Origin of the sequence: Streptomyces sp. B6B3, assembly GCF_039871525.1 — a bacterium.
Lineage (GTDB): Bacteria > Actinomycetota > Actinomycetes > Streptomycetales > Streptomycetaceae > Streptomyces.
Genome location: NZ_JBDPLU010000010.1, coordinates 145,326 through 166,282 on the forward strand (window position 1 = coordinate 145,326; position 20,957 = coordinate 166,282).

Sequence of the window (20,957 nt, forward strand, 5' to 3'; positions counted from 1 at the left end):
GTTCAGCCGGCGACCGACGGGCGCCCCGGCCCGGGTGGGGCCCAGCGGGCGGCGGGGAACGCGTGCGGGAAGCTCCGCCGCGGTTCGGCCCAGCTCTCCATCGGGTCGGGACCCACCACCCGCACCCCGGGTCGGCGCCCGGCGGTCGGGCCGCCGACCACCGCGGTCCACAGCGGGGCGAGCACCGCGCCGCGCTGGAGCTTGGCGTGCGACGGCTCGACGCTCAGGTGCAGCCGGTTCAGGCCGTGGTCCCCGGCGTGGTCGACCGCGCGGTAGACGAGCAGGTTGAAGTACTCGAACGCGTCCCGCAGCCGGTCCGGGTCGAGGCCGACGGCGCGGTTGTAGAGCGTGCCGCGCCAGGCGTAGTTGATCGAGCAGGCCACCATGGCGCCCCGGTCGTCGCGGCAACTGAGCACGACGGCCCGGTGGTCCGTGGCCTCGGCCTGGCGCCGGAAGAGCCGCAGCAGCAGGATGTCCGGCGTGTTCCGGCCGTGCCGCCGTTCGACCAGGCTCACCAGCCGGGCCGCCTCGGGCAGGCAGTCGGCGAGCCGCTCCGTCCGGGTGTGCCAGCCGGCGGCGTCGTAGCGCGCGATCTCCCTCCTCGCCGTGTACCGGCGCTTGCCGGGCAGCGCGCGCAGATAGTCAGGAAGGCCGCCGCCGATCCCGGGCAGCACCGCCTCCGGGGTGTCGAACGCGACGGTGACCGGCAGCACCCGGCCGATGCGTGCCACGGCGGACGTCGGCAGGAACGGCAGCACCACTCCGGCGCGCCCCCGCGCGGCGGCCAGGTCCAGCGCGGCCCGCAGCAGCGCGGCGGTCACCCGGTCCGCCGCCGGGTCGGGAAGCCAGGGGGCCAGTAGCACGGTGCCGCGGTAGCAGCGCCGCGCCCCGGCGACCAGATGGTCGCCCGGGACGCCGAGCAGCGCCCGCAGCCGCGCGGGCCGGTAGGGCGGGCTGCCCTCGAAGGCGACCTGGTAGACCGGCAGCGCGCCGGCCAGCCGGTCGCCGATCCTGGCGAGCAGGTAGTGGCACCGCGCGGTGCGGTCCCGTTCCACCGCGGTCAGCCACTCGTGTGACTGGTAGAAGTCGTCGGGCCCCACCAGCGCGTTCCACCGCTCCCGGGGCACCTCGGCCAACGATTCGACGACGGCGACCCTCAGCGGGCCGGCGGGGCCGGCGGCGTCACGCGGCGGCATGGCTCGCCGTCACCTCCGGGTCGGCGACGGCCAGGCCCATCTCCGTGCCGAGCCGGACCAGCGCCCGGCGCAGCTGGTCGTCCAGCGCCGCCCAGTCCCGGCCCCAGCCGACGGCGTAGCCGGCCCGGCCGTGGTTGCTCATCGGCAGGCGCACCCGCTGCCCAGGCGCGAACAGCTGGTTGACGATGCGCACGTCCGGCAGCCCGGTCAGGGCCAGGGCCGGCGGCACGAGGCGGCGCACCTGGCCGCCGCCGACGAGGAAGCGGACGGCGGTGAACGCCGCGGTCCGGCCGCCGGTTGGCGCGCCCGAGGGCCGCTCGCCGAGGGCGACGCGGGCGAGCTCCCGGTAGACGTGGACGCCGGTCGCGCGGGCGGTGAGGTCGGGGATCAGGTCGCCGCCCGGCCGGAAGCCGGCTTCCACCATGCCCCACCGGTCCCCGTCCACCTTGCACTCGGCGTGCACCACGCCCTGTTCCAGGCCGACGGCCGCGACCAGCCGCCGCACGAAGCGGGTGGCGGCCGCGCGGTCCGGCTGCCGGGCCGCCACGCCGAGGGCGACGACGACGAACCCGTGCGGGCCGCGGACCTGCTTGTCGGTGACCGACACGAAGACCGGCTCGCCGTCGCTCACCACGGCCTCCACGCAGACCTCGCGGCCGGTGATGAAGTCCTCGACGACCGCGGTGCGCGACGGCGAGAGCGACCGGACCACCGGCCATTCCCGCAGCGCCTCCCGCAGCGTGCCGACCCGGAGCACCCCGGCGCTGCCGGCGGAGTCGACGGGCTTGAGCACCGCGGCCCGGTCGCCGTCGGCGAAGTACGCCCGCAGATCGGCGGGTTCGCGGACGGTCCGCCAGCGCGGCACCCACATCCCGGCCCGTTCGCAGAGCTCCCGCTGCCGGCCCTTCGACCGGGCGGTGGCCGCGGCCGCCCGGCCGACGCCGGGCAGCCCGAGGGTAGCGGCCACCGCCGCGGCGGTCTCCTGGCAGTCGTCGGACAGCGTGACCAGCCCGTCGCAGCCGCGGGCCAGCCGGGTGACGGCCGCCAGGTCGGCGGACCCGTCGCGCGGGTCCAGCGGTTCGAACTCGTCGACCAGATGCTCGTACCGGGAGGCCGACCAGCCGTCGGCGAGCACCACCGACAGCCCCATGGCGCGCCATTCGGCGAACGCCGCGGCGCGCATCGGTCCCGCGCCCACCACCAGAAGTCGTGACATGGCCTCAGCGTGGGCGCGCCGGATACGTCCCCGGTACGCCGCCGGTATCCGCCGGGGTGCGCGGGCCGCCGATCCGTCGGTCCGTCAGTCGTCGGGCTGCGGCGGGAGCCGGTCGAGCGCGTCCCGGATCTGCCGCTCGGTGGCCGTCGCGTCGGTCATCGAGCCGTCGGCGTACGCCTGGTAGGCCGCCATGTCGAACAGGCCGTGTCCGCTCAGCCCGACCAGGATCGACCGGCTCAGCCCCGCCGCGTCCGCCCGGCGCGCCTCCTCGGCGGCGCCGTGCAGGGCGTGGGCGCTCTCCGGCGCGGGCACCAGGCCCTCGGCGGCGCAGAACGCCCGGGCGCTGCCGAACACCGCGCGCTGCGGGTAGGCGACCGCCTCGATGGCCTTCCGGTGGTAGAGCAGGCTCACCAGCTTGGACGTGCCGTGGTACCGCAGCCCGCCGGCGTGCAGGTCGGGCGGCGCGAAGGCGTGGCCCAGCGTGTACATCTTCTGGGTCGGCCCGAGCCCCGCCGCGTCGGTGTAGTCGTACGCGTACCGGCCGCGGGTGAGCTTGGGCACCGCGGTGGACTCGACCGACACCAGCCGCGCCGCCGGGCCGCCGTCCCGGCCGGCGTCGAGGAACGGCAGCGCGAGGCCGCCGAAGTTGCTGCCGCCGCCCAGGGATCCCACCACGACGTCGGGCGGGTCGCCGAGCTGCGCCATCCGCTCCCGCGCCTCCAGGCCGATCACGGTCTGGTGCAGCAGGGAGTACGTCTCGCCGCTGCCGGTGCAGAAGTACGTCCCCGACTCGGCCGTGTCCTCCAGGGCCTCCGCCATGGCGAGGGACAGCGAGCCGCCCGACCCCGGATCGTCCCGCAGGGCGCGCGCCCCGGACTCGGTGCGCGGGCTGGGGCTGGGGATCGCCTCCGCCCCCAGCATCTCCATCATGGTCTTCCGGTGCGGCTTCGCCAGGTAGCTGGCCCGGACCATGTAGACCCGGCAGGCCAGCCCGAACATGGCGCACGCGGCGGCGACGGCGGTGCCCCACTGGCCGGCCCCGGTGCCCACGGTGAGCCGGGTGGCGCCGGCGGCCCGGTAGTAGAACGCCTGCGCGATCGCGGTGTTCAGCTTGTGGCTGCCGCTGACGTTGCCGCCCTCGTACTTGTAGTAGATCCGGCTGCGGGTGCCCAGCGCCCGTTCGAAGCCGCGGGCGCGGGCCAACGGGGTGGGGCGCCAGGCGCGGTAACGCCGCAGCACCTCGGCGGGGATGGGGATCCGGGGCCGGCGGCTGGTCTCCTGCCGGATGAGGTGCAGCGGCACCCGGGCCGCCACGTGCCCGCCACGGGCCGCGGGGGAGGGCAGGTCCCTGGGCAGCTCGGCGCCGAGCCCGGACAGGGCGTTGAACCAGGCGTCAGGGAGCGTCGTCACCACCCGGCTGCCCTCCTACGCTCGTCGCCACCCGGTGGGCGGGCCGGCCGACCACCTCGACGAGGTCGCCGACGGTCGCGAAGTGGGCGTTCATGATGGCCGCGTCGTCGAGTTCGATGTCGAGCACCTCCTCCAGGGTGACCAGGACCCGGAGCAGATCCAGGGAGGTGAGGTCCGCCTCCTCGCCGGACAGTGGGGTCTCCGGCGTCGCCGGGAGGTCCGCGGGCAGATGGCCCTCGGACCGCAGGACGTCGAGGACGACCTGAAGGAGATCCTGATTGCCGTTCACGCTTCCCCTCTCCGCCGGTCGCCCGGACCGGGCGACACCAGGGACACGTGCCGGAACGCACGCGTGTGGCATCCTCCGGATCCGGATTACATGGCCGCTACACCGGTGATACGGCTGATCCGGCGGCGGCTGGGCGCGTCAGCCGCGCGGCGGACGCGGCCGGGAGCCGTGGCGGGCGTGGTGCCGGCGCATCTTCAGCCGGCTGCCGCACCCCTCCATGCTGCACCACTGCCGGGTGCGGCTCCGGCTGGTGTCGTAGAAGAGCCAGCCGCAGTCCCCGGCGCCGGGGCACTCCTTGACGCGCCGGAGATCCGCGTCGGTGAGCAGCTCGACCGCCGAACGGGCCACCGGCCACAGCGGTCCGTCGAGGACGTCGGCGGATTCGATGGCGTCGGCGGATCCGGTGGTGTCGGGGGCGGCCGGCCAGGTCCAGGCGAAGCCGCCGTTCGCGGGGGCCAGCCGGGCGTGGCCGAGGGCGGTGACGTACTCGACGTGGATGGCCGCGAGGTCCCGCGCCGCGGGCGTGCGCGCTCCGGCGACCGCGCGGAACACGCCGTCGCAGGCGGCGCGCAGCGCCCGCGCCCGGCTCAGCACCGCCGCCGCCTCGGCGGGGCGGGCCGCGGCGGCGCGCAGCAGCGGATCGACCGCCTCCCGCGGCAGCGTGTCGGCGTGCCAGCTCCAACGCACCAGGTCGGCGTAGCCCGGGAGGAAGTCGGCGGGGTGGTCGGTTGCGGGCGCCTCGACGGTGTTGACGAAGTGCAGGCACAGCCGCTCGCCGAGCAGCCGCGGGAAGTCCGGCGTCCGTCCCTGTCCGCGGGTCTGCTTGTTCGCGGTCGTCCGCTTCTCGGAGCCGTTCATCGTTCCTCTGGGAGCCCGGCCGGATGTAGGTGCGACTGCTAGGGTGTCAGGCCTTCAAATCTTACTGTCTTTCTGCTGAATGAGGGTAAGGGAGGGGTCGATGACCGGAGAAGCCGCACTCGGCAGGGACTTCCGGAGGCTGTGGTCCGCGCTGAGCATCTCGCTGATGGGATCGGAGATCACCGTTCTGGCGCTGCCCCTGATCGCCGTGGTGACCCTGGACGTGTCCGCGTTCGAGATGGGCCTCCTGGCCTTCGCCGGGCAGCTGCCGTTCCTGCTGTGCAGCCTGCCGGCCGGGGTCTTCGTGGACCGGGTCCGGCGCCTGCCGGTGCTGGTCGGGGCCGACGTCGCCGCGGCGGCGCTGCTGCTCACGCTGCCGCTGTCCGCGCCGTTCGGCGGGCCGGCGTACGCGCAGCTGTGCGTGGTCGCCTTCGGCGTCGGCACCTGTTCCGTCCTCTCGGAGGTCGCGCACTACGCCTACGTCCCGACGCTGGTGGGCCGCGCGCGGCTGACCGAGGGCAACAGCCGGCTGCAGATCAGCCATTCGGCCTCCGCGTCGGCGGGTCCCGGACTGGGCGGCGTCCTCATCCAGTTCCTGTCCGCCACCGGCGCGGTCATCCTGGACGCCGTCTCGTTCCTCGTCTCGGCCGTCCTGCTGCGGTCCATCCGCAAGCCCGAGGACCCGCCGGGCGACGGCCAGGCCGCCGTTTCGGTGCGCCGGTCCCTCGCCCAGGGGCTGCGCGCCCTGTTCCGGCACCGCCTGCTCCGGCCGATCATCCTGGAGGGCGCGGTGGCGAGCTTCTTCGAGAGCGGCCTGCTGGCGATCTACGTGCTCTACGCCACCCGGGAGCTCGGGCTCAACCCGCTGACCATCGGCCTCGTCTTCGCCTGCGGCGGCGTGGGCGCGATCCCCGGCGCGCTGCTGGCCCGCTGGGCCGGCGCCCGGTTCGGCATCGGCCGGGCCATCATCGGCGGCTGGATCCTGGCCGGGTTCGCCCTCCTGATGGTCCCGCTGGCGGGCGGGCCCGCGCTGGTGGTGGTCGCCGTGCTCGCCGCCGGGCGGGCGCTCGGGGCGCTCACCGACACGGTGGCCAACATCCACCAGTGGAGCCTGCGCCAGGTCGTCACCCCCGACCATCTGGCCGGCCGGGTGACGGCCAGCCAGCGGTTCATCGTCTACGGCTCGGGCGCGGTCGGCGCCCTGGTCGCCGGCGCGCTCGGCTCGGGCGTCGGCCTCCGGCCGACTCTGTTCGTGTGCGCCGTGGGCTGCCTGCTGGCCCCGCTCGTCGTCGTCTTCTCCCCGCTGCGCCGGCTGCGGGAACAGCCGCTGCCCGAGGAGGATCCCGGGCCGTTCGCCCCGGCCGGCCCCGCCGCACCCGCCGACGTCCCGGCCGAACCGGGCAAGACCGGCTGACGCCCGCCGGCCCGACGCGACGAGGCGCGCGCCCCGGGATCGGGGAGAGCGCCCTCGCCGGCGCCTCGTCGCCGGCCACCGGCAGCGCGCCGAGCGCGGCGATGATCCGGGGCGAGAGGTCGAGCGAGCCCGCACGCGCCTGCCGCCCGCGGCGCGGCGGCCCGCGGGGCCGGCAGCCCGTCGAGCCGGTCCAGATGCGGGAACAGCAGCTGGTGCAGCGCGCCGAAGGCCAACCCCGCCTCCGACTCGAATCCGACGCCGCGCAGCACCCGCGTCCCGCCCGCGGCCGACGCCCCGCACCACCAGCGCCCGGCCGCTCCGGCGCGCCGCGTCGGCGAGGTGCCGCCGGGTGGGGGCGGGGGCAGGATGGGGGGATGGGTAGCTTGTCGTCCAAGCCGGGCGGGCGCCGCCGCGCCGGCCATGGCTCCGTTCTGTCGCTCTGGTCACAGGACTCGGTGCTGTCCGTCGGCTCCACGGGGTCCGTGCTGTCGGTGGGCTCCGTCGGCTCCGCGCTCTCCGTCGGCTCGGTCGGCAGCACGCTGTCGGTCGGCTCGATCGGGTCGGCCCTGTCGCTGCTGTCCACCGGCTCCTGGCTCAGCGTCGGATCGCTGCTGTCGGCGCAGTCGCGGTGGTCGGTGCTCTCCTGGCGCTCCTCCCGCGGCTTCCTGGCCGCCGGCGCGGTCGCCGGCACGGTGGCCGGCACGGCGTTGCTGCTCGCCCGGACGCGGTACGCGGCCGGCCCGGGACGCTGAGCCGCCGCGGCCCGGGGCGCGAGGCCTCACGCGTCGAGCACCGCGAGTTGGAGGTCGGACAGGCGATCCGGGTCGGCGACCACGTCGATCGCGGTGATCCGCTCCCCGGCCTCGTCGTAGCTGAAGACGAGCGCCACGAAGAGCCGCCCGTGCGGGGCCGTGACCAGGCCGACCGAACCGTTGACCAGCGCCGGCCGGGTGAACGGGAGCCGGGCCCTGGCCGCCAGCGAGCCCTGGGCGACGCGCCGGGCGCCGCTGATGTCGACCGGCCTGGGGCTGGGGCCGGCCGCCGCGTCGGCGTGCAGCACCACGTCGGGGTGGAGCAGCGTGACCAGCGCCTCGAAGTCCCCGCCGCGGGAGGCGGCCAGGAAGGCGTCCACGACGCGGCGCTGCCGTCCCAGGTCGGCGTCCGGCAGCGGGGAGCCGCCCCTGACCCGGCGGCGGGCGCGGCTCGCGAGCTGCCGCGCGGCCGCGGGAGAGCGCTCGATCATCGGGCCGATCTCGTCGAACGGCACGGCGAACATGTCGTGCAGCACGAAGGCGAGCCGCTCGGCCGGCGTCAGCGCGTCGAGGACCACCAGCAGCGCCAGCCCGACGGAGTCGGCCAGCACCGCCTCCTCCTCGGGATCGGCGCCCTCCGCCCACTCCGCCACCGGCTCCGGCGCCGCGTCGAGGAACTCCTCGCGCCGCGTCGCGCGCGTGCGCAGCATGTTCAGGCACACCCGCGACAGCACCGTGGTCAGCCAGGCGCCGAGGCTCCGCACCTCGGAGGTGTCGGCGCGGCTGAGCCGCAGCCAGGTCTCCTGCACCGCGTCCTCGGCCTCGGCGAGCGAGCCGAGCATCCGGTACGCCATGGCCTGGAGGCGGCCCCGTTCCTCCTCGAAACGTCGGCTCAGCCGGCCGGGCTCGTCCATCGGTCACATTCCTCGTTCGCCGGGGGTCACAGGAGCAGACACCTCGCATCCGGCGGGTGTGACGGCGAAGCCCACCCGGGCCGAACAGCTCAGGAGCACAACCATGACACCATCCATTCTGGTCACCGGCGGCACCGGCACCCTGGGGCGGCACGTCACGCCGCTGCTGCGGGACGCCGGTCGGGAACTGCGGGTGCTGAGCCGACGCCCGCACCCGTCCGAGGACGGCATGACGTACGTCACCGGCGACCTGGCCACCGGCGAGGGGATCGAGGCCGCGGTCGCCGGCGTCGAGACCGTCCTGCACCTGGCGGGCGGCCCCAAGGGCGACGACGCGGCGGCCCGCACCCTGGTACGCGCGGCGGCGCGGGCCGACGTGCGGCACCTGGTGCACATCTCCGTGATCGGCGCGGACCGCATGCCGCTGGGCTGGTTCCGGTCCAAGCTGGGCGCCGAGCGGGCCGTCGTCGACTCCGGCGTGCCGTGGACGGTGCTGCGCGCCGCCCAGTTCCACGACCTGGTGCTGACCATGGTGGGGAAGATGACCCGGCTGCCGCTGGTCCCTGCACCCGGCGGCCTCCGCTTCGAACCGGTCGACGCGGCCGCGGTGGCGAACCGGCTCGCCGCGCTCACCCTGGGCGAACCGGCCGGCCTGGTGCCCGACCTGGCCGGGCCGAAGGTGTACGACATGGCCGAGCTGAGCCGCGGCTACCTGCGGGCCCGCGACCGGCGGCGCCCCCTGCTGCCGGTGCGCATCCCCGGCCGGGTGGGCAAGGCGTACCGGGCGGGCGAGAACCTCTCGCCCAACGCCGAGAGGTCCGGCCGCACCTGGGAGGACTTCCTGGCCGAACGGCTGGACCGGCCCGTGGCCCGGCGGGCCTGAGGCCCGTCCGGCGGGCGCGCCGGACGGTCTGCGGGACGCTGGGCGCGTCGGGACGGCAGCCGGCGACCTCGTGCGCGAGGAGTCCCGTCTGGTGGGACTGAACGCGCACGATCTCCCCGCCGCGCCGCCCGGCCCCCGCGGCCTCTCCCGGGCAGCCGGTACCGGCCCTGCGGTCAGCGGCGAACGGCGTGCAGCCGCACCGTCGCGATGGTCGCGCTTCGCTCTAGGGCCTGTGGGGAGTCGCGATCAAGGTGTCGGTTGGAGGCTGTGAAGCCAGATGACGGTGCCGCGGAGGTGGAGGGCGGCGAGGTAGCTGTCCGGCGTCTTGTCGTACCGGGCGGCGATCCCGCGCCACGCTTTGAGCTTGTTGATCAGGCGTTCGACGGTGTTGCGGTCCTTGTACAGGTCCGCATCGTGGGTGACCGGCCGTCCGCCGCGCCGTCCCCTCTTCTTCCGGTTGGCCGCCTGGTCCTTCTTCTCCGGGATGACGGCCTTGATGCCGCGTTCGCGCAGGTGGGCGCGGTTGGCGCGGGAGGAGTATGCCTTGTCGCCAGCCACCGCGTCGGGGCGGGGGCGGCCGGCCCGGCCGCGGACCCGGAGCTTGGCCAGGACCGGGACGAACTGGGGACTGTCGGCGGCCTGCCCCGGGGTGAGGGTGAAGGCCAGTGGGCGGCAGCGGCGGTCGGCTGCCACGTGGACCTTGCTGGTCAGCCCGCCGCGTGAGCGGCCCAGGGCGGCTGTTTTCAGCCGTGCCCGGCGTCGTTGGTGCAGGCGTCGGCGCTCGTCCCGGCGGGCGGTTTCGGCAGCATCGCCAGGTTCTGCGGCATATTGATCCTTTTGTTCCTTGCCGCGGCCCCCTTTCCTCCGTCAGTGCCTTCTCCAGCGCTGCCAGCGTCTTGGCGTCCACCCTCATGCCGGCCGCGTCGTGATGCGCTCTCGCTGTGGTGGAGTCGACGCTGACCAGGGAAAGGTCCACCTGGTCCCGCCGTGCGGCCTCAGCGATCACCGCCTCCATCAGGGCCTGGAAGACGCCCGCGTCGCGCCACTGGCGGAACCGGTCGTAGACCGTGGACCAGTTCCCGAACTCCTCCGGGACCTCCCGCCACTGGGCTTCGGAGCGAAACCTCCAGATCACGCCCTCGAAGTGATCCCGCAGCCGGTGCGGATAGGGGCCGTAGGTGCCTATCGGGAGCAGCGGCCCCACCAACGCCCATTCGTCATCGCTCAGTTCCGCCTCGCCACACGAGTGTTCTACCAACCGAATGATCACGACCCCCACAGGCCATAGAACGCCGAGGACCGTGCCGCGGACGTGCTGGCGGACCCGCGTGGCGCTGCTCCTCCATCAGTCCGCAGTACGCCTCGGTCCGCTGTGGATCGTCGGCGCTTCGGGCGGAGGCGAAGCCGCAGAGCTCGCATCGGGTTGCCCGCGCTTGATGGCCGCGTCCACCGCGGCACCGATGCGGCGCAGTGCCGCCAGCTCCTGAGGACCGAGATCATCGATCAGGTACTCGCGGACTGCGGCGACGTGTCCCGGCGCCGCTGCCACCACTACGTCGTAACCGGCCTCGGTCAGCGTCGCGGTGGTGCGCCTTCCGGAACCGGGGATCCGCTTCCGTGCGAGCAGTCCGCGCTTCTCAAGCCGACCGACGACATGCGACAGCCTCGACAGTGACGCCGCCGTTCGCGCGGCCAGGGCGCTCATCTGCATGGTGCGATCCGGCTGCTCGGAGAGGACCGAGAGCACCATGTACTCGAAGAAGGTCAGCTGAGCCTCGCGCTGCATGCGCGCATCCAGCGCGGCCGGCAGGCTGATCATGATCGCGGAGTTGGCCAGCCACGCCGCCAGCTCGTCGCCGTTCAGCCATCGCGTCTCGGCAACCGGACCGGTGGACGCCTCCGAGCCGGAGCCTTCGTCGGCACGAGCCGTCGCCTCGGATGTCGGCCCGTTCCGTGGACGCCGACGGCGCCGGCCGTTCGTGTCATCTGCCGTCCTCGCCATGAGGACATCCTAGACCCACTTATTGACGCGTCAAGTTCGAAGGAGTAGAACTTGACGCGTCAAGTTCGCTCTGCGGCGCTGAGGCCCGCCCCACACGGAATGGACAACAGATGCAGTCCACGTCGCTCGGCAGGCTCGATGTCCCGCGCATCGGCCTGGGTGTCATGGGGATGTCGGCGTACTACACCGGCGCCGGCCGGGACGGAGCCGAGTCGATCCGCACCATTCGTCGCGCCGTCGACCTCGGTGTCACCCATCTGGATACCGCCGAGGTGTACGGCCCCTACATCAACGAGGAGCTGCTGGGTCGCGCGATCAAGGGCCGCCGGGACGAAGTCGTCCTCGCCAACAAGTTCGGCCTCATCTCCCACACCGGCCGGCCGGGCCCGGACAGCACCCCCGCCAACATTCACACGGCTGTCGACGGCTCACTGCGGCGGCTCGGAACCGACCGCATCGACCTCTACTACCAGCACCGGGTCGACCCCAACACTCCCATCGAGGAGACGGTGGGGGCGCTGAGCGAGCTGGTGGAGGCGGGCAAGGTCCTCCACATCGGACTATCGGAGGCGGCAGCGGCGACCGTCCGCCGGGCCCATGCGGTCCATCCCGTGGCCGCTGTCCAGAGCGAGTACTCGCTCTGGACGCGGGACCCGGAGGCCGAGGTGCTGCCCACGCTGCGTGAGCTCGGCATCGGACTGGTTCCCTATGCACCGCTGGGACACGGCTTTCTCACCGGTGACATCCGCACCCTGGACGGCCTGGACGCCGCCGACTGGCGTCGCTCCAATCCCCGGTTCACCGGCGACAACCTCACGCGCAACCTGCGCATCGTCGACCAGGTACGCGAGGTCGCCGACGAGGTCGGGGCCACGCCCGCGCAGGTCGCTCTGGCCTGGCTGCTCGCGCAAGGAGACGGCATCGCGCCCATTCCGGGGACGAAACGCATCGACCGCCTCAAGGAGAACAGCGCCGCCGACGGCATCCGACTCACCCCGGGCCAGATCGCCCGCCTGAACAACCTCACACCGGCGTCCGGCGAACGCCATGCCGAGCCCGACATGGCCGCCGTCGACCAGTGAGAGAAGCGCGAACGCGCCGATTCGCCCCGCGCACCACACCACGTCTTGCTTCAGCGAAAGAAATGGAACACCACATCATGTCAAGCAATCTCATTCGGGTCGGCATCATCGGCGCGGACACGAAGGCGAGCTGGGCGGGCGCATCGCACATACCCGCGCTGGCGGCACAGCCCGACTTCCACCTGGCCGGTGTGGCGACGCGGCACGAGGAGAGCGCGCGCGGCGCTGCCGAGGCGTTCGGCGCCGAGCGTTGGTTCGCGGACCCCTACGCGCTCATCGGTGACCCTTCGATCGACCTCGTCACCGTCGCGGTGAAGGTCCCGGCTCACCGCGAGCTCGTCCTGGCGGCCCTCGCGGCGAACAAGGCCGTGTACGCGGAGTCGCCGCTGGGCGTGACCGTCGCGCAGACGGAAGAGATGGCTGACGCGGCTGGCTCACTGCACACCGCGATCGGCCTGCAGGGCCGGCTCAACCCCTCGGTACGCCGCGCGGCGGAGATCATCGCTGAGGGCCGGCTCGGGCGGCTGCTCTCGGCGCGAGTCGCCGCGACGACCTTTGGCAACGGCCCGGAGTCGGTGAGCGCGTACGAGTACTTCGACAAGGCAGCGTCCGGAGCCGGTTTCCTCACCATTGCCGCGGGCCACGTCCTGGATGTGGTCGAGGCCGTTCTCGGCGACGTCACCGAGATCGACGCCCGCACCGAACTCCTCTGGCCTCAGGTGAAGTTGGTCGACACCGGTGCGATATCCGTCCGCGAGGTCCCGGATCACCTCGACGCCATCGCCAAGACCTCCTCGGGGGCACCGGTCGGGGTGCAGATCCTGGCGGGCGTGCCCGCCTCCGACGCCCACTTCAGTCTGGAGGTACGCGGATCGGAGGGCTGGCTGAAGCTGACGGGCGACCACCCCGCGGGCGTTCAGGTCGGCGACCTCACCCTCTCGTCGAGCGTCGACTTCACCGCGCCCGACCGCCCGGTCGCCACCGGCGCGGGACCCACCGCCGCCGACATCTGGACGGGCGCTTCCATCAACGTCGGCGAGGTCTACGCCAGCCTGGCCCGCGACATCACGAACGGCACCCACCACACCCCGGGATTCCAGCACGCCGCCCACAACAGCCGTCTCATCGCCCGAGTCGAACAAGCCGCCCGGACCGGCGTCCGGCAGTGACGCCACCGCACCTCGCGGCACCGTGCCTTACTGCCGTGACGGATACGGCGACCGATCCGCGGGCACGGGCGGCCGACATAGGTTCGGACTCGCTGAAGGGTTCCTGAGGCCCACCCCCCGATCAGGGAGTCGTTGATGATGTCAGTCCCTCGTCACCATGGCCCTTGCGGCGCTTCGCGGCAGGCTCACGGCGTATGACCACCTCCGCGCGCGCCGCTGTTCTCGAAGCGCAGGATGGGCCCTTCGAATTCCGCGACATCGAGATCGAGGACCCGCGGTCCGACGAGGTACTCGTTCGCATGGTCGCGACCGGAATATGCGCGACCGACGCTCACGTGCGGGCACAGCGCATGGCGACGCCGCTGCCGGTGGTGCTGGGGCACGAGGGAGGAGGAGTCGTCGAACGCGTGGGGGCCGCTGTCACCACCGTCGAGCCCGGTGACCACGTCGTCCTCTCCTACCACTCGTGCGGCCGCTGCAAGCCGTGCATGTCCTCGCACGCGGCCTACTGCGACAACGTCTGGGCGGCCAACTTCGCAGGTGCCCGACTGGACGGCTCGAACGGTCTCCACGTCGCCCACGGTGCTGAGCCGCACGGTCACTTCTTCGGCCAGTCCTCGTTCGCCACCCACGCCCTGACGCACCAACGGAACACGATCAAGGCCCCCCGCGATCTGCCCCTCGACGTCATGGCTCCGCTGGGGTGCGGGCTGCAGACGGGCGCGGGGGCCGTACTCAAGGCCCTCGCCGTGCCGGCGGGAGCGTCCTTCGCGGTCTTCGGCGTGGGAGCGGTGGGCCTGGCGGCGGTCATGGCGGCACATGTCGCGGGTGCCACCACCATCGTCGCCGTCGACCCCGACGCCGGCCGCCTCGATCTGGCCCGCGATCTCGGAGCGACGCACCTCGTCGACCCCGGCCGGGTCGAGGATCTGACCGGCGCGCTCCGCGCCGTCGACGAACGCGGTCTGGAGTACGTCCTCGACACCAGCGGCCGCGCGGAGAACCTCGACGCCGGGGTCGGCGCCCTGGCACCGATGGGCCGATTCGGCTTCGTGGCGTTCCACGAAGGAGCGGGCGCCGTGCTCGACGCCGGCCGGCTCACGCTCGGCCAGTCGCTTCAGGGCATCATCCAGGGCGACGCCGTCTCGTCGCTCCTGATCAACGACCTTGCCCAGCTCTATCGAGCGGGCCGGTTCCCCATCGACCGACTGCTGTCCTTCTACGACTTCGCCGATATCAACACCGCGTTCGAGGATGCGGGCTCAGGCCGCGTCACCAAGGCGGTCCTTCGATTCACGTCACCGGGATAGACCACCCGTTCGACAGCTTCCCAAGAACACAGAAAGGCGTCCCGCCGGTGTGCCAGAGCAGTCAGATACCCATCAGCGTCGAAGAAACCCCGAGCTTCTACGGGATCGACCACTATGGATTCCCCCGCGCGGGGGCGGACGACCCGTTGGACCCCGCGGGCTATTACCCCCCGTACTTCCAGAGCGAGCACTTCCAGAAGTACGGCTACCACGTGGAAGAACTGCGCGGCGGCTTCTACTGGGTCACCAGTGCCGGCTACGACGCCGCATTCGTGGTGACCGAGGAGGGCGTGGTCGCGATCGACGCACCCCCGACGCTGGGCGAGAACATGCTGGCGGCGATCGAGGACGTCACCGACCGACCGGTGACCCACGTCATCTACAGCCACTGGCACGCCGATCACATCGGCGCGGCCTCCGTGTTCGGTCCCGACGTCGAGATCGTCGCCCACCGCATCACCAAGGAACTCCTGGAGCGCTTCCCCGACCTGAAGCGCCCCCTGCCGACGAGGACGTTCGACGAGGAACTCGTCCTCGAAGTGGGCGGCGTGAGCCTGCAGCTCTCCTACAGGGGAGAGAACCACTGCCCCGGCAACATCTTCATCTACGCACCGCGGCAGAAGGTGCTCACGGCCGTCGACATCGTCAGTCCGGGAAGCGTCACGTTCATGCACTGCGACGCCTCGCAGAACATCTCCGGCTGGTACGAAGCTCAGTCCCAGATCCTCGAATACGACTTCGACTACTTCGTCGGCGGGCACCACATGCATTACGGCACCTACGAGCAGGTGAAGCTGTGCGTGGAGTACTTCACCGACGTGCTCGAGGGGGCGACTGCGGCGGTCGAGCGGTTCAGCCGCTCGGATGCGCTCGCCGACATCGTGACCGGCACCGGCTGGGACAGGATCTTCGTCGGTACCGAGAACTGGATCAGCTCCATGGCGAACTACACCACCCGCCACGTCCTCGAGAAGGAGACGAGCGACGGCCGGCTCTGGTGGGAACGGCTGGCAGGAGCCACCACCCAGACCAAGTACCACGCGTACACCGTGCTGGAATCGATCCGCCTCGAACGGCCCCGGCCCGATTACCGCCTGCGGGGCGAGAATCCTCCGGTCTTCCTGACCTGACACCGTTCTGAACGGTGCGAGCAAATGACCCCCGTATACGAGAAGGATCATCATGAAAGCCGTCATCATCACCTCGTTCGGCGAACCCTCCGTGTTGCGGGTTGCGGAGGCTCCGCGACCGGTGCCGGGTCCGGGTCAGGTACTGGTGCGGGTTCACGCCGCCGGGGTGAACCCGGCGGAGATCCAGGCACGCGCCGGAGCGTTCCGCCTGCGTGCTCCCGCCATCATCGGATTCGAGTTCGCCGGCGTCGTTGAGGCGGTCGGCCCGGGCGTCGACGTGGGCGTGGTCGGCGACCGCGTCGCCGGGTGGCCGGACTCCGCCACCCAGGGCTCCTACGCCGAGTACACGGTCAGCAGCAACCTCGCGATGATCCCCGACGGCGTTTCCTTCGAGGAGGCCGCGGCTACTGTCATCGGCGCCGACAACGCGGCGAGGGCTCTCGGGCTTCTGAACATTCGCCCGGGTGAAACGCTCGTGGTCACCGGCGCGAGCGGTGCTCTGGGCGGCGCCGCCGTGCAGTTCGCGCGACAGCGCGGTGCCACGGTGATCGGCGTCGCCGGGACTGCCAACGCCGACTTCGTCAGGAGTCTCGGAGCGACCCCTGTCGCCCACGGCCCGGGCCTGGTCGATCGCATCCGTGCCGCCGCTCCGGGCGGGGTCGACGCCGCGCTCGACACCGCCGGCAAGGGGCTCCTTCCCGCCCTCGTCGATCTTCTCGGCGGCCCCGACCGGATCGTGACGCTCGCCGACCGCGATGCCGCACAACACGGCGTCGCATTCAGCCCCGGGGGCAGCGGGAACCGCAACCACCGCCCTGTCCAGGAAGCCCTGAATCTGATCGCCGCCGGCGCATGGACCGCACGCATCGGCCGGAGCTTCCCACTCGACGAGGCCGCGGACGCTCATCGCCTCGTCGCCACGGGCCACACCCACGGCAAAGTCATCCTCCTTCCCTGAATCGCCGACCGGCCATTCAACCACGACAACAATCAATTGGAGAATCCGAAATGCCTGCAGTCCTCGTCCATGGTGTACCTGATACCCACCGGCTTTGGGACACCGTCCGTTCCCATCTTCAACGCGAAGATATTGTGACGATCGACCTCCCCGGGTTTGGCGTACCCCTACCAGTGGGATTCACGTCGACGAAAGAAGAGTATCTCGATTGGCTTATTAAGAAGATCGAAGAAATCGGCGAACCCGTCGACCTGGTCGGTCATGATTGGGGGTCTCTGCTCACGGGCCGTCTCGCGTCTATCCGACCAGATCTGGTGCGGACATGGACAGGCATCAGCGGACCAATCGATCCGGAGTATCCGTGGCACTATCTTGCCAAGATCTGGCAAACGCCAGGCGAGGGAGAGCAATGGATGGCGGACCTCGACCTCGAGGCGTTCGCAGCAAGCCTCAACGAGGCGCAGATGCCGCGCGACGCGGCAAACGAATCGGTCCGGCATCTCGATGCCACTATGAGAGCAAGCATTCTCGCCCTTTACCGTTCGGCGATCGAGGTCGGGGCGGAGTGGAAGCCAGGTTTGAGCAACGTGACCGCACCAGCGCTAGTGATCTGGGGCCTGGACGATCCGTTTCTTCCTCACCGCTTCGCCGACGAGCTCGGTAATGCCACACGCGCACGTGCCGTCTTCAAGCTGCGCAGCTCGCACTGGCCGATGATAGAGCGTCCGGCCGATGTCGCGCGCGAACTCGAGGCCCACTGGGCTCACGTGTAAAACCTGCGCTTGGGTCATTCGGGCTCAAACCCCGCGGCCGCTACGCGAACGGCAATAATTGCTCGCTCGCCATGGTGAGCCCGAGTGCCCACGCATTTGTCCGGAAACGAAACATCGTGACGCAGCCCGGAGAGCGTTGCCGGGGCTGCACACGACAGGAGCATCCTAATGACGAATTCAGCAAATACCCGGATCGGCGTCGGCCTTATCGGGGCTAGTGCAGATCGGGGTTGGGGCGGAATTGCTCACGTCCCGGCGCTGCAGGCGCTCGACGCGTTCCAGATCCGCGCCGTCAGTACGACTCGTATGGAGAGCGCGAATGCGACCGCTCGTCGGCTGGGCGCCAATCTCGCCTTCGACACACATGAGGCTCTGGTCGTGCGACCGGAGGTCGACCTGGTGGTGGTTGCGGTCAAGGTGCCGGAGCACAAGCAGATTGTTTCCGACGCGCTGGCCGCGGGCAAAATGGTTTATTGCGAATGGCCGCTCGCAAGAAACCTATCGGAGGCCGAAGCGCTGGAGGGGTTTGCCCGCGAGCGGCGGCTGCGGACGGTTGTCGGGTTGCAGGGCGGCCTGCACCCGCCGATCCTCTTCCTTCGCGACCTCATCGCGCAAGGCGTGATTGGCAAGCCGCTCAGCACGAGCATCCGAGGGCACTTGACCGACGACATGTGGGTCGGCCGATATGACCCGCCGGTCGAGTACATGGCTCACGCAAAGCATGGCGCCACGCTTCTGAGCATCATGCTCGGCCACGGGCTCGAACCGCTTGCGCGCGTGCTCGGCACGTTCGAGAGTCTGTCCGCCGTCGTCGCCAATCAGCGCGGTGACGGCGTCCGCCTCTCCGATGGCGCGTCGCTGCCGAAGGACGCGCCGGATGAGATCGTCGTCGCCGGCGTTCTCGAAGGCGGGATCGTCACTTCGCTGCACTACAGTGCCGGGCAGTCCGCCGGCTCGGCGATGGTATGGGAGATCCAGGGCGCCGAGGGCAGTGTGCGTGTGGAGTCGGCGTCGGGCTACATCCATTTCACCGATTTCACCATCACGCTGCGCCGCGGTAGCGGGCCTGTCCAAGTGCTACAGGTCCCCTCCGCTTATGCGGCTCCTGACCTGCAACTCGACGCACCCGCAGCGGGGGTCGCCCGCCTCTACGTCCAGTTCGCCGCCGACCTCCGCGACGGAACCGCCGATGCACCGGATTTCGCGGTCGCACTCGATCGCCACCGGGTACTCGAGGCGATCACACGGGCCGCTGAAACAGGTCATCGGCAGCATCTGTCCCGCCACGACCGAGCCATTTGAGGATCAACCCCACCACCGAGTCAACCGTGCCGGAGATCGCGGACATCAGCCTCCGTACGGGAGACGAGACGGAAGTCGACCACTTCTTTGTCGACTTCGTCCACCTGGCCGACCAAGGCGTGGACCAGGCCCTGGAACTGCTGCGTCAGACGATGGAACTGTCCCGCTGAAAGCCGAGCCGCGAGACGGCGCGGTCCGCCCCGGGGGCCGCGTCATCGCGTCGGTCCCTCGCGCGCGGTTGAGGTGGCGGCATAGAGCCAACGGCGAAGGACGAGGGTCACAGCCGGCGTCATCAAATAGGTCATCAACGTACTGAACAGCAGCGCGAGCGTCAGCACCCGCGCCACAAGCGGCCAAGCACGGAGCGCCGGCCCCAAAAGACCGTTGCCGATCAGGGAGATCCGGAGTACGGCCGCGAAGGCGGCGAGCGCCATCTTCCACCGAGGCGGCGCCGTCGTGGGCGTGTCGTGCGCAGTGGTCGAACAGTGCGGCCCGCTCAGGTGACGTCGTCCAGCGCGCGCGGCCTCCTGGTCGCGGAACCGGTGGATCAGAACCCATGGCCCGGCGGCCGTGGCAGGCCGGAACAACCCGTCCCCCAGGTGCCCGGGAAACGCTGAGGCGGTGTCGGTCACCCGTCCGAACCACTCCCGGAAGTCCTGCTCGTAGCCGGGTTCCACAAGCGCGCGGTCAGCAGGGTGACGTCGGCCGGGCCGACGTCGTCCGTCTCGGTCATCGATTCTCATTCCGCCGTCGAGAGCTGTCAGAGCTGCGGTGCCACATGCACGAGGTGCTTGGTCTCCTGGAATTCCTCGATCCCGCGGATGCCGTTCAGGCGGCCCACTCCCGACTGCTTGAAGCCGCCCTCCTCGAGCTGGTCGTGGACCATGGCCCAGGTGTTGGTCCAGACGGTCCCGGCCCGCAGTTCGCGGCCGACGCGCAGGGGGCGGTCGACATCACGGGTCCAGATGCTCGCGGCCAGGCCGAACTCGGTGGCGTTGGCACGCGCCACGGCGTCGGCCTCGGAGTCGAACACCTCGAAGGTGGCGACCGGCCCGAACACTTCGCGCTGCACGATCGGCGAGGACACGTCGGCGACCTCGATCAGGGACGGGCCGAGGAGCGCCCGATCCCGCTTGCCCCGCACGAGGACGGTGGCGTAGTCGGCCGCGGCGGCCACGGTCTGTTCGACCCGTTGGGCGTTTCCTTCGTCGATCATGGCGCCCATCTCGCTGGCGGGGTCGTCGCCGGGCCCGACCCGGACCGTTTCGAGGGCGGCGACGAGCCGCCGCCGGAGTTCGTCGGCCACGCCGCGCTGGACCAATATCCGGCTGCCCGTCACGCAGAACTGGCCCGCGAACATGGTGACGGCCTTGGTGAGCACGGGCACGACGGCGTCCAGGTCGGCGTCGTCGAAGACGAGCATCGGCGTCTTTCCGCCCAGCTCCATGGACAGCGTTTTCAGCGTCGGGGCGGCCTGTTCCATGATCACGCGGCCGACCGCGGTGGAGCCGGTGTAGCTGATCACGTCGACGTCCGGGGAGGAGACCAGCTCCGGAGCCCCGGCGTTTCCGCTCTCGGTGAAGACGTTGAACACGCCCGGGTCCAGGCTCGGCGTGTCGGCGATGATCTCGCTCAGCACTCCGTTGACCAGGCCGGTCTGCGTCGGCATCTTCATGACCACGGTGCAGCCGGCGGCCAGGGCGGGTGCGAAGGATCGCGCCGAGAGGATGACCGGTGAGTTCCACGGCGCGATCACCGCGGCGACGCCCGCGGCTTCGCGCAGGGTCATCGAGTACATGCCGGGCCGCACTTCCCCGGCCCTGCCGTGGTCGGTGAGGGAAAGTGCCGCGTGGTAGCGGAGCTTGGGCACGGTGCCTTCGACTTCGAGGGCCGCCTCGGCGAGTACTTTCCCGTTCTCCCGCGCCAGGAGGGTGATCAGTTCGTCCTGGCGCTGCTCGAGCCGGTCGGCCAGTTCGTGCAGCGCTGCCGCACGCCGGTGACGGTCGCGGGACCAGGCGGTGGAGTCGAAGGCCCTTCGGGCCGCGGCCACGGCGGCCCTCGCCTCCCGCGCACCGCCGTCGGCGAAGGTACCGAGCAGGCCGTTGGTCGCGGGGCTGCGTGACTCGCCGCGGGAGCCGGAGTCCTGCCACTGCCCGTCGATGTAGTGGTGCGCGTGGGGCAGGGCTTCGGACTTGGGCATGAGGTGACCTCTTGTCATGAGTCGCACGGCGTTTCGCCGCGGGTCCGCAGGACAACGTCAGCGACGCTACAAATCAGGGCCGGTGAGCGAATCGGGCGG

Annotated in this window: 20 protein-coding genes and 1 pseudogene; 11 read left to right on the plus strand and 10 right to left on the minus strand. The window is 71.5% G+C overall.

Features of this window, described 5'->3' with window-relative positions:
- Window positions 1-2: 2 nt before the first annotated feature.
- The 5 genes from ABGB06_RS21605 to ABGB06_RS21625 all read right to left on the minus strand — a co-directional run bounded on the left by ABGB06_RS21605 (window position 3) and on the right by ABGB06_RS21625 (window position 4,969).
- On the minus strand, window positions 3-1,196 hold the full coding sequence (locus ABGB06_RS21605) for a GNAT family N-acetyltransferase (protein WP_347591843.1): 1,194 nt from the start codon (window positions 1,194-1,196) through the stop codon (window positions 3-5).
- Window positions 1,183-2,412 carry an ATP-grasp domain-containing protein gene (locus ABGB06_RS21610; protein ID WP_347591845.1) on the minus strand — a complete coding sequence of 410 codons (1,230 nt, stop codon included), beginning with the start codon at window positions 2,410-2,412 and terminating at the stop codon, window positions 1,183-1,185. The genes ABGB06_RS21605 and ABGB06_RS21610 overlap by 14 nt, the downstream gene beginning before the upstream one ends.
- Window positions 2,413-2,496: 84 nt before the next feature.
- Window positions 2,497-3,822, minus strand: coding sequence for a TrpB-like pyridoxal phosphate-dependent enzyme (locus ABGB06_RS21615; protein ID WP_347591847.1), 1,326 nt, complete (start codon window positions 3,820-3,822; stop codon window positions 2,497-2,499).
- Window positions 3,806-4,111 (minus strand): acyl carrier protein, encoded by a 306-nt coding sequence (locus tag ABGB06_RS21620; RefSeq protein WP_347591848.1) that lies wholly within the window; start codon window positions 4,109-4,111, stop codon window positions 3,806-3,808. Before ABGB06_RS21620 ends, ABGB06_RS21615 begins: the two co-directional genes overlap by 17 nt.
- Before the next feature lie 138 nt (window positions 4,112-4,249).
- On the minus strand, window positions 4,250-4,969 hold the full coding sequence (locus ABGB06_RS21625) for a CGNR zinc finger domain-containing protein (RefSeq protein ID WP_347591849.1): 720 nt from the start codon (window positions 4,967-4,969) through the stop codon (window positions 4,250-4,252).
- 100 nt (window positions 4,970-5,069) lie between these two features.
- Here ABGB06_RS21625 and ABGB06_RS21630 point away from each other — a divergent pair, with 100 nt between their 5' ends.
- Together ABGB06_RS21630 and ABGB06_RS21635 are read left to right on the plus strand one after the other, a co-directional pair.
- Window positions 5,070-6,383 carry an MFS transporter gene (locus ABGB06_RS21630; RefSeq protein WP_347591850.1) on the plus strand — a complete coding sequence of 438 codons (1,314 nt, stop codon included), beginning with the start codon at window positions 5,070-5,072 and terminating at the stop codon, window positions 6,381-6,383.
- A gap of 374 nt (window positions 6,384-6,757) precedes the next feature.
- Window positions 6,758-7,135: a hypothetical protein gene (locus tag ABGB06_RS21635; protein ID WP_347591851.1), complete on the plus strand. Its 378-nt coding sequence runs from the start codon at window positions 6,758-6,760 to the stop codon at window positions 7,133-7,135.
- Window positions 7,136-7,161: 26 nt separating this feature from the next.
- Here the strand turns inward: ABGB06_RS21635 and ABGB06_RS21640 are convergent, their stop codons facing one another.
- The gene (locus ABGB06_RS21640) at window positions 7,162-8,049 is read right to left on the minus strand and encodes a sigma-70 family RNA polymerase sigma factor (protein WP_347591853.1); all 888 of its coding nucleotides are present in this window, start codon (window positions 8,047-8,049) and stop codon (window positions 7,162-7,164) included.
- 103 nt (window positions 8,050-8,152) lie between these two features.
- Here ABGB06_RS21640 and ABGB06_RS21645 point away from each other — a divergent pair, with 103 nt between their 5' ends.
- Window positions 8,153-8,932 (plus strand): SDR family oxidoreductase, encoded by a 780-nt coding sequence (locus tag ABGB06_RS21645; RefSeq protein ID WP_347591855.1) that lies wholly within the window; start codon window positions 8,153-8,155, stop codon window positions 8,930-8,932.
- A 246-nt stretch (window positions 8,933-9,178) separates the two neighbouring features.
- Here ABGB06_RS21645 and ABGB06_RS21650 read toward each other — a convergent pair.
- Window positions 9,179-10,190 (minus strand): annotated as a pseudogene (locus ABGB06_RS21650) (IS5 family transposase).
- Between the two features lie 87 nt (window positions 10,191-10,277).
- Window positions 10,278-10,934, minus strand: coding sequence for a MarR family winged helix-turn-helix transcriptional regulator (locus ABGB06_RS21655; protein ID WP_347591857.1), 657 nt, complete (start codon window positions 10,932-10,934; stop codon window positions 10,278-10,280).
- Between the two features lie 110 nt (window positions 10,935-11,044).
- Here ABGB06_RS21655 and ABGB06_RS21660 point away from each other — a divergent pair, with 110 nt between their 5' ends.
- The 8 genes from ABGB06_RS21660 (at window position 11,045) to ABGB06_RS21695 (ending at window position 18,828) form a co-directional block, all read left to right on the plus strand.
- Window positions 11,045-12,016 carry an aldo/keto reductase gene (locus tag ABGB06_RS21660; RefSeq protein WP_347591859.1) on the plus strand — a complete coding sequence of 324 codons (972 nt, stop codon included), beginning with the start codon at window positions 11,045-11,047 and terminating at the stop codon, window positions 12,014-12,016.
- A gap of 77 nt (window positions 12,017-12,093) precedes the next feature.
- Window positions 12,094-13,185: a Gfo/Idh/MocA family oxidoreductase gene (locus ABGB06_RS21665; protein WP_347591861.1), complete on the plus strand. Its 1,092-nt coding sequence runs from the start codon at window positions 12,094-12,096 to the stop codon at window positions 13,183-13,185.
- Between the two features lie 194 nt (window positions 13,186-13,379).
- Window positions 13,380-14,495, plus strand: a complete 1,116-nt coding sequence (locus ABGB06_RS21670; RefSeq protein ID WP_347592062.1) for an NAD(P)-dependent alcohol dehydrogenase — start codon at window positions 13,380-13,382, stop codon at window positions 14,493-14,495.
- A gap of 47 nt (window positions 14,496-14,542) precedes the next feature.
- Complete coding sequence (locus tag ABGB06_RS21675; RefSeq protein ID WP_347591863.1) at window positions 14,543-15,625, plus strand: MBL fold metallo-hydrolase; 1,083 nt, start codon at window positions 14,543-14,545, stop codon at window positions 15,623-15,625.
- 52 nt (window positions 15,626-15,677) lie between these two features.
- Window positions 15,678-16,583 carry an NADP-dependent oxidoreductase gene (locus tag ABGB06_RS21680; RefSeq protein WP_347591865.1) on the plus strand — a complete coding sequence of 302 codons (906 nt, stop codon included), beginning with the start codon at window positions 15,678-15,680 and terminating at the stop codon, window positions 16,581-16,583.
- A 50-nt stretch (window positions 16,584-16,633) separates the two neighbouring features.
- Window positions 16,634-17,356 (plus strand): alpha/beta hydrolase, encoded by a 723-nt coding sequence (locus tag ABGB06_RS21685; RefSeq protein ID WP_347591867.1) that lies wholly within the window; start codon window positions 16,634-16,636, stop codon window positions 17,354-17,356.
- Between the two features lie 168 nt (window positions 17,357-17,524).
- Window positions 17,525-18,658 carry a Gfo/Idh/MocA family oxidoreductase gene (locus ABGB06_RS21690; protein WP_347591869.1) on the plus strand — a complete coding sequence of 378 codons (1,134 nt, stop codon included), beginning with the start codon at window positions 17,525-17,527 and terminating at the stop codon, window positions 18,656-18,658.
- Window positions 18,655-18,828, plus strand: a complete 174-nt coding sequence (locus ABGB06_RS21695; protein WP_347591871.1) for a hypothetical protein — start codon at window positions 18,655-18,657, stop codon at window positions 18,826-18,828. The genes ABGB06_RS21690 and ABGB06_RS21695 overlap by 4 nt, the downstream gene beginning before the upstream one ends.
- 42 nt (window positions 18,829-18,870) lie before the next feature.
- Here ABGB06_RS21695 and ABGB06_RS21700 read toward each other — a convergent pair whose 3' ends face one another.
- Together ABGB06_RS21700 and ABGB06_RS21705 are read right to left on the minus strand one after the other, a co-directional pair.
- On the minus strand, window positions 18,871-19,290 hold the full coding sequence (locus tag ABGB06_RS21700) for an antibiotic biosynthesis monooxygenase (protein ID WP_347591873.1): 420 nt from the start codon (window positions 19,288-19,290) through the stop codon (window positions 18,871-18,873).
- A gap of 128 nt (window positions 19,291-19,418) precedes the next feature.
- Window positions 19,419-20,858 carry an aldehyde dehydrogenase family protein gene (locus ABGB06_RS21705; RefSeq protein ID WP_347591875.1) on the minus strand — a complete coding sequence of 480 codons (1,440 nt, stop codon included), beginning with the start codon at window positions 20,856-20,858 and terminating at the stop codon, window positions 19,419-19,421.
- Window positions 20,859-20,957 lie beyond the last annotated feature (99 nt).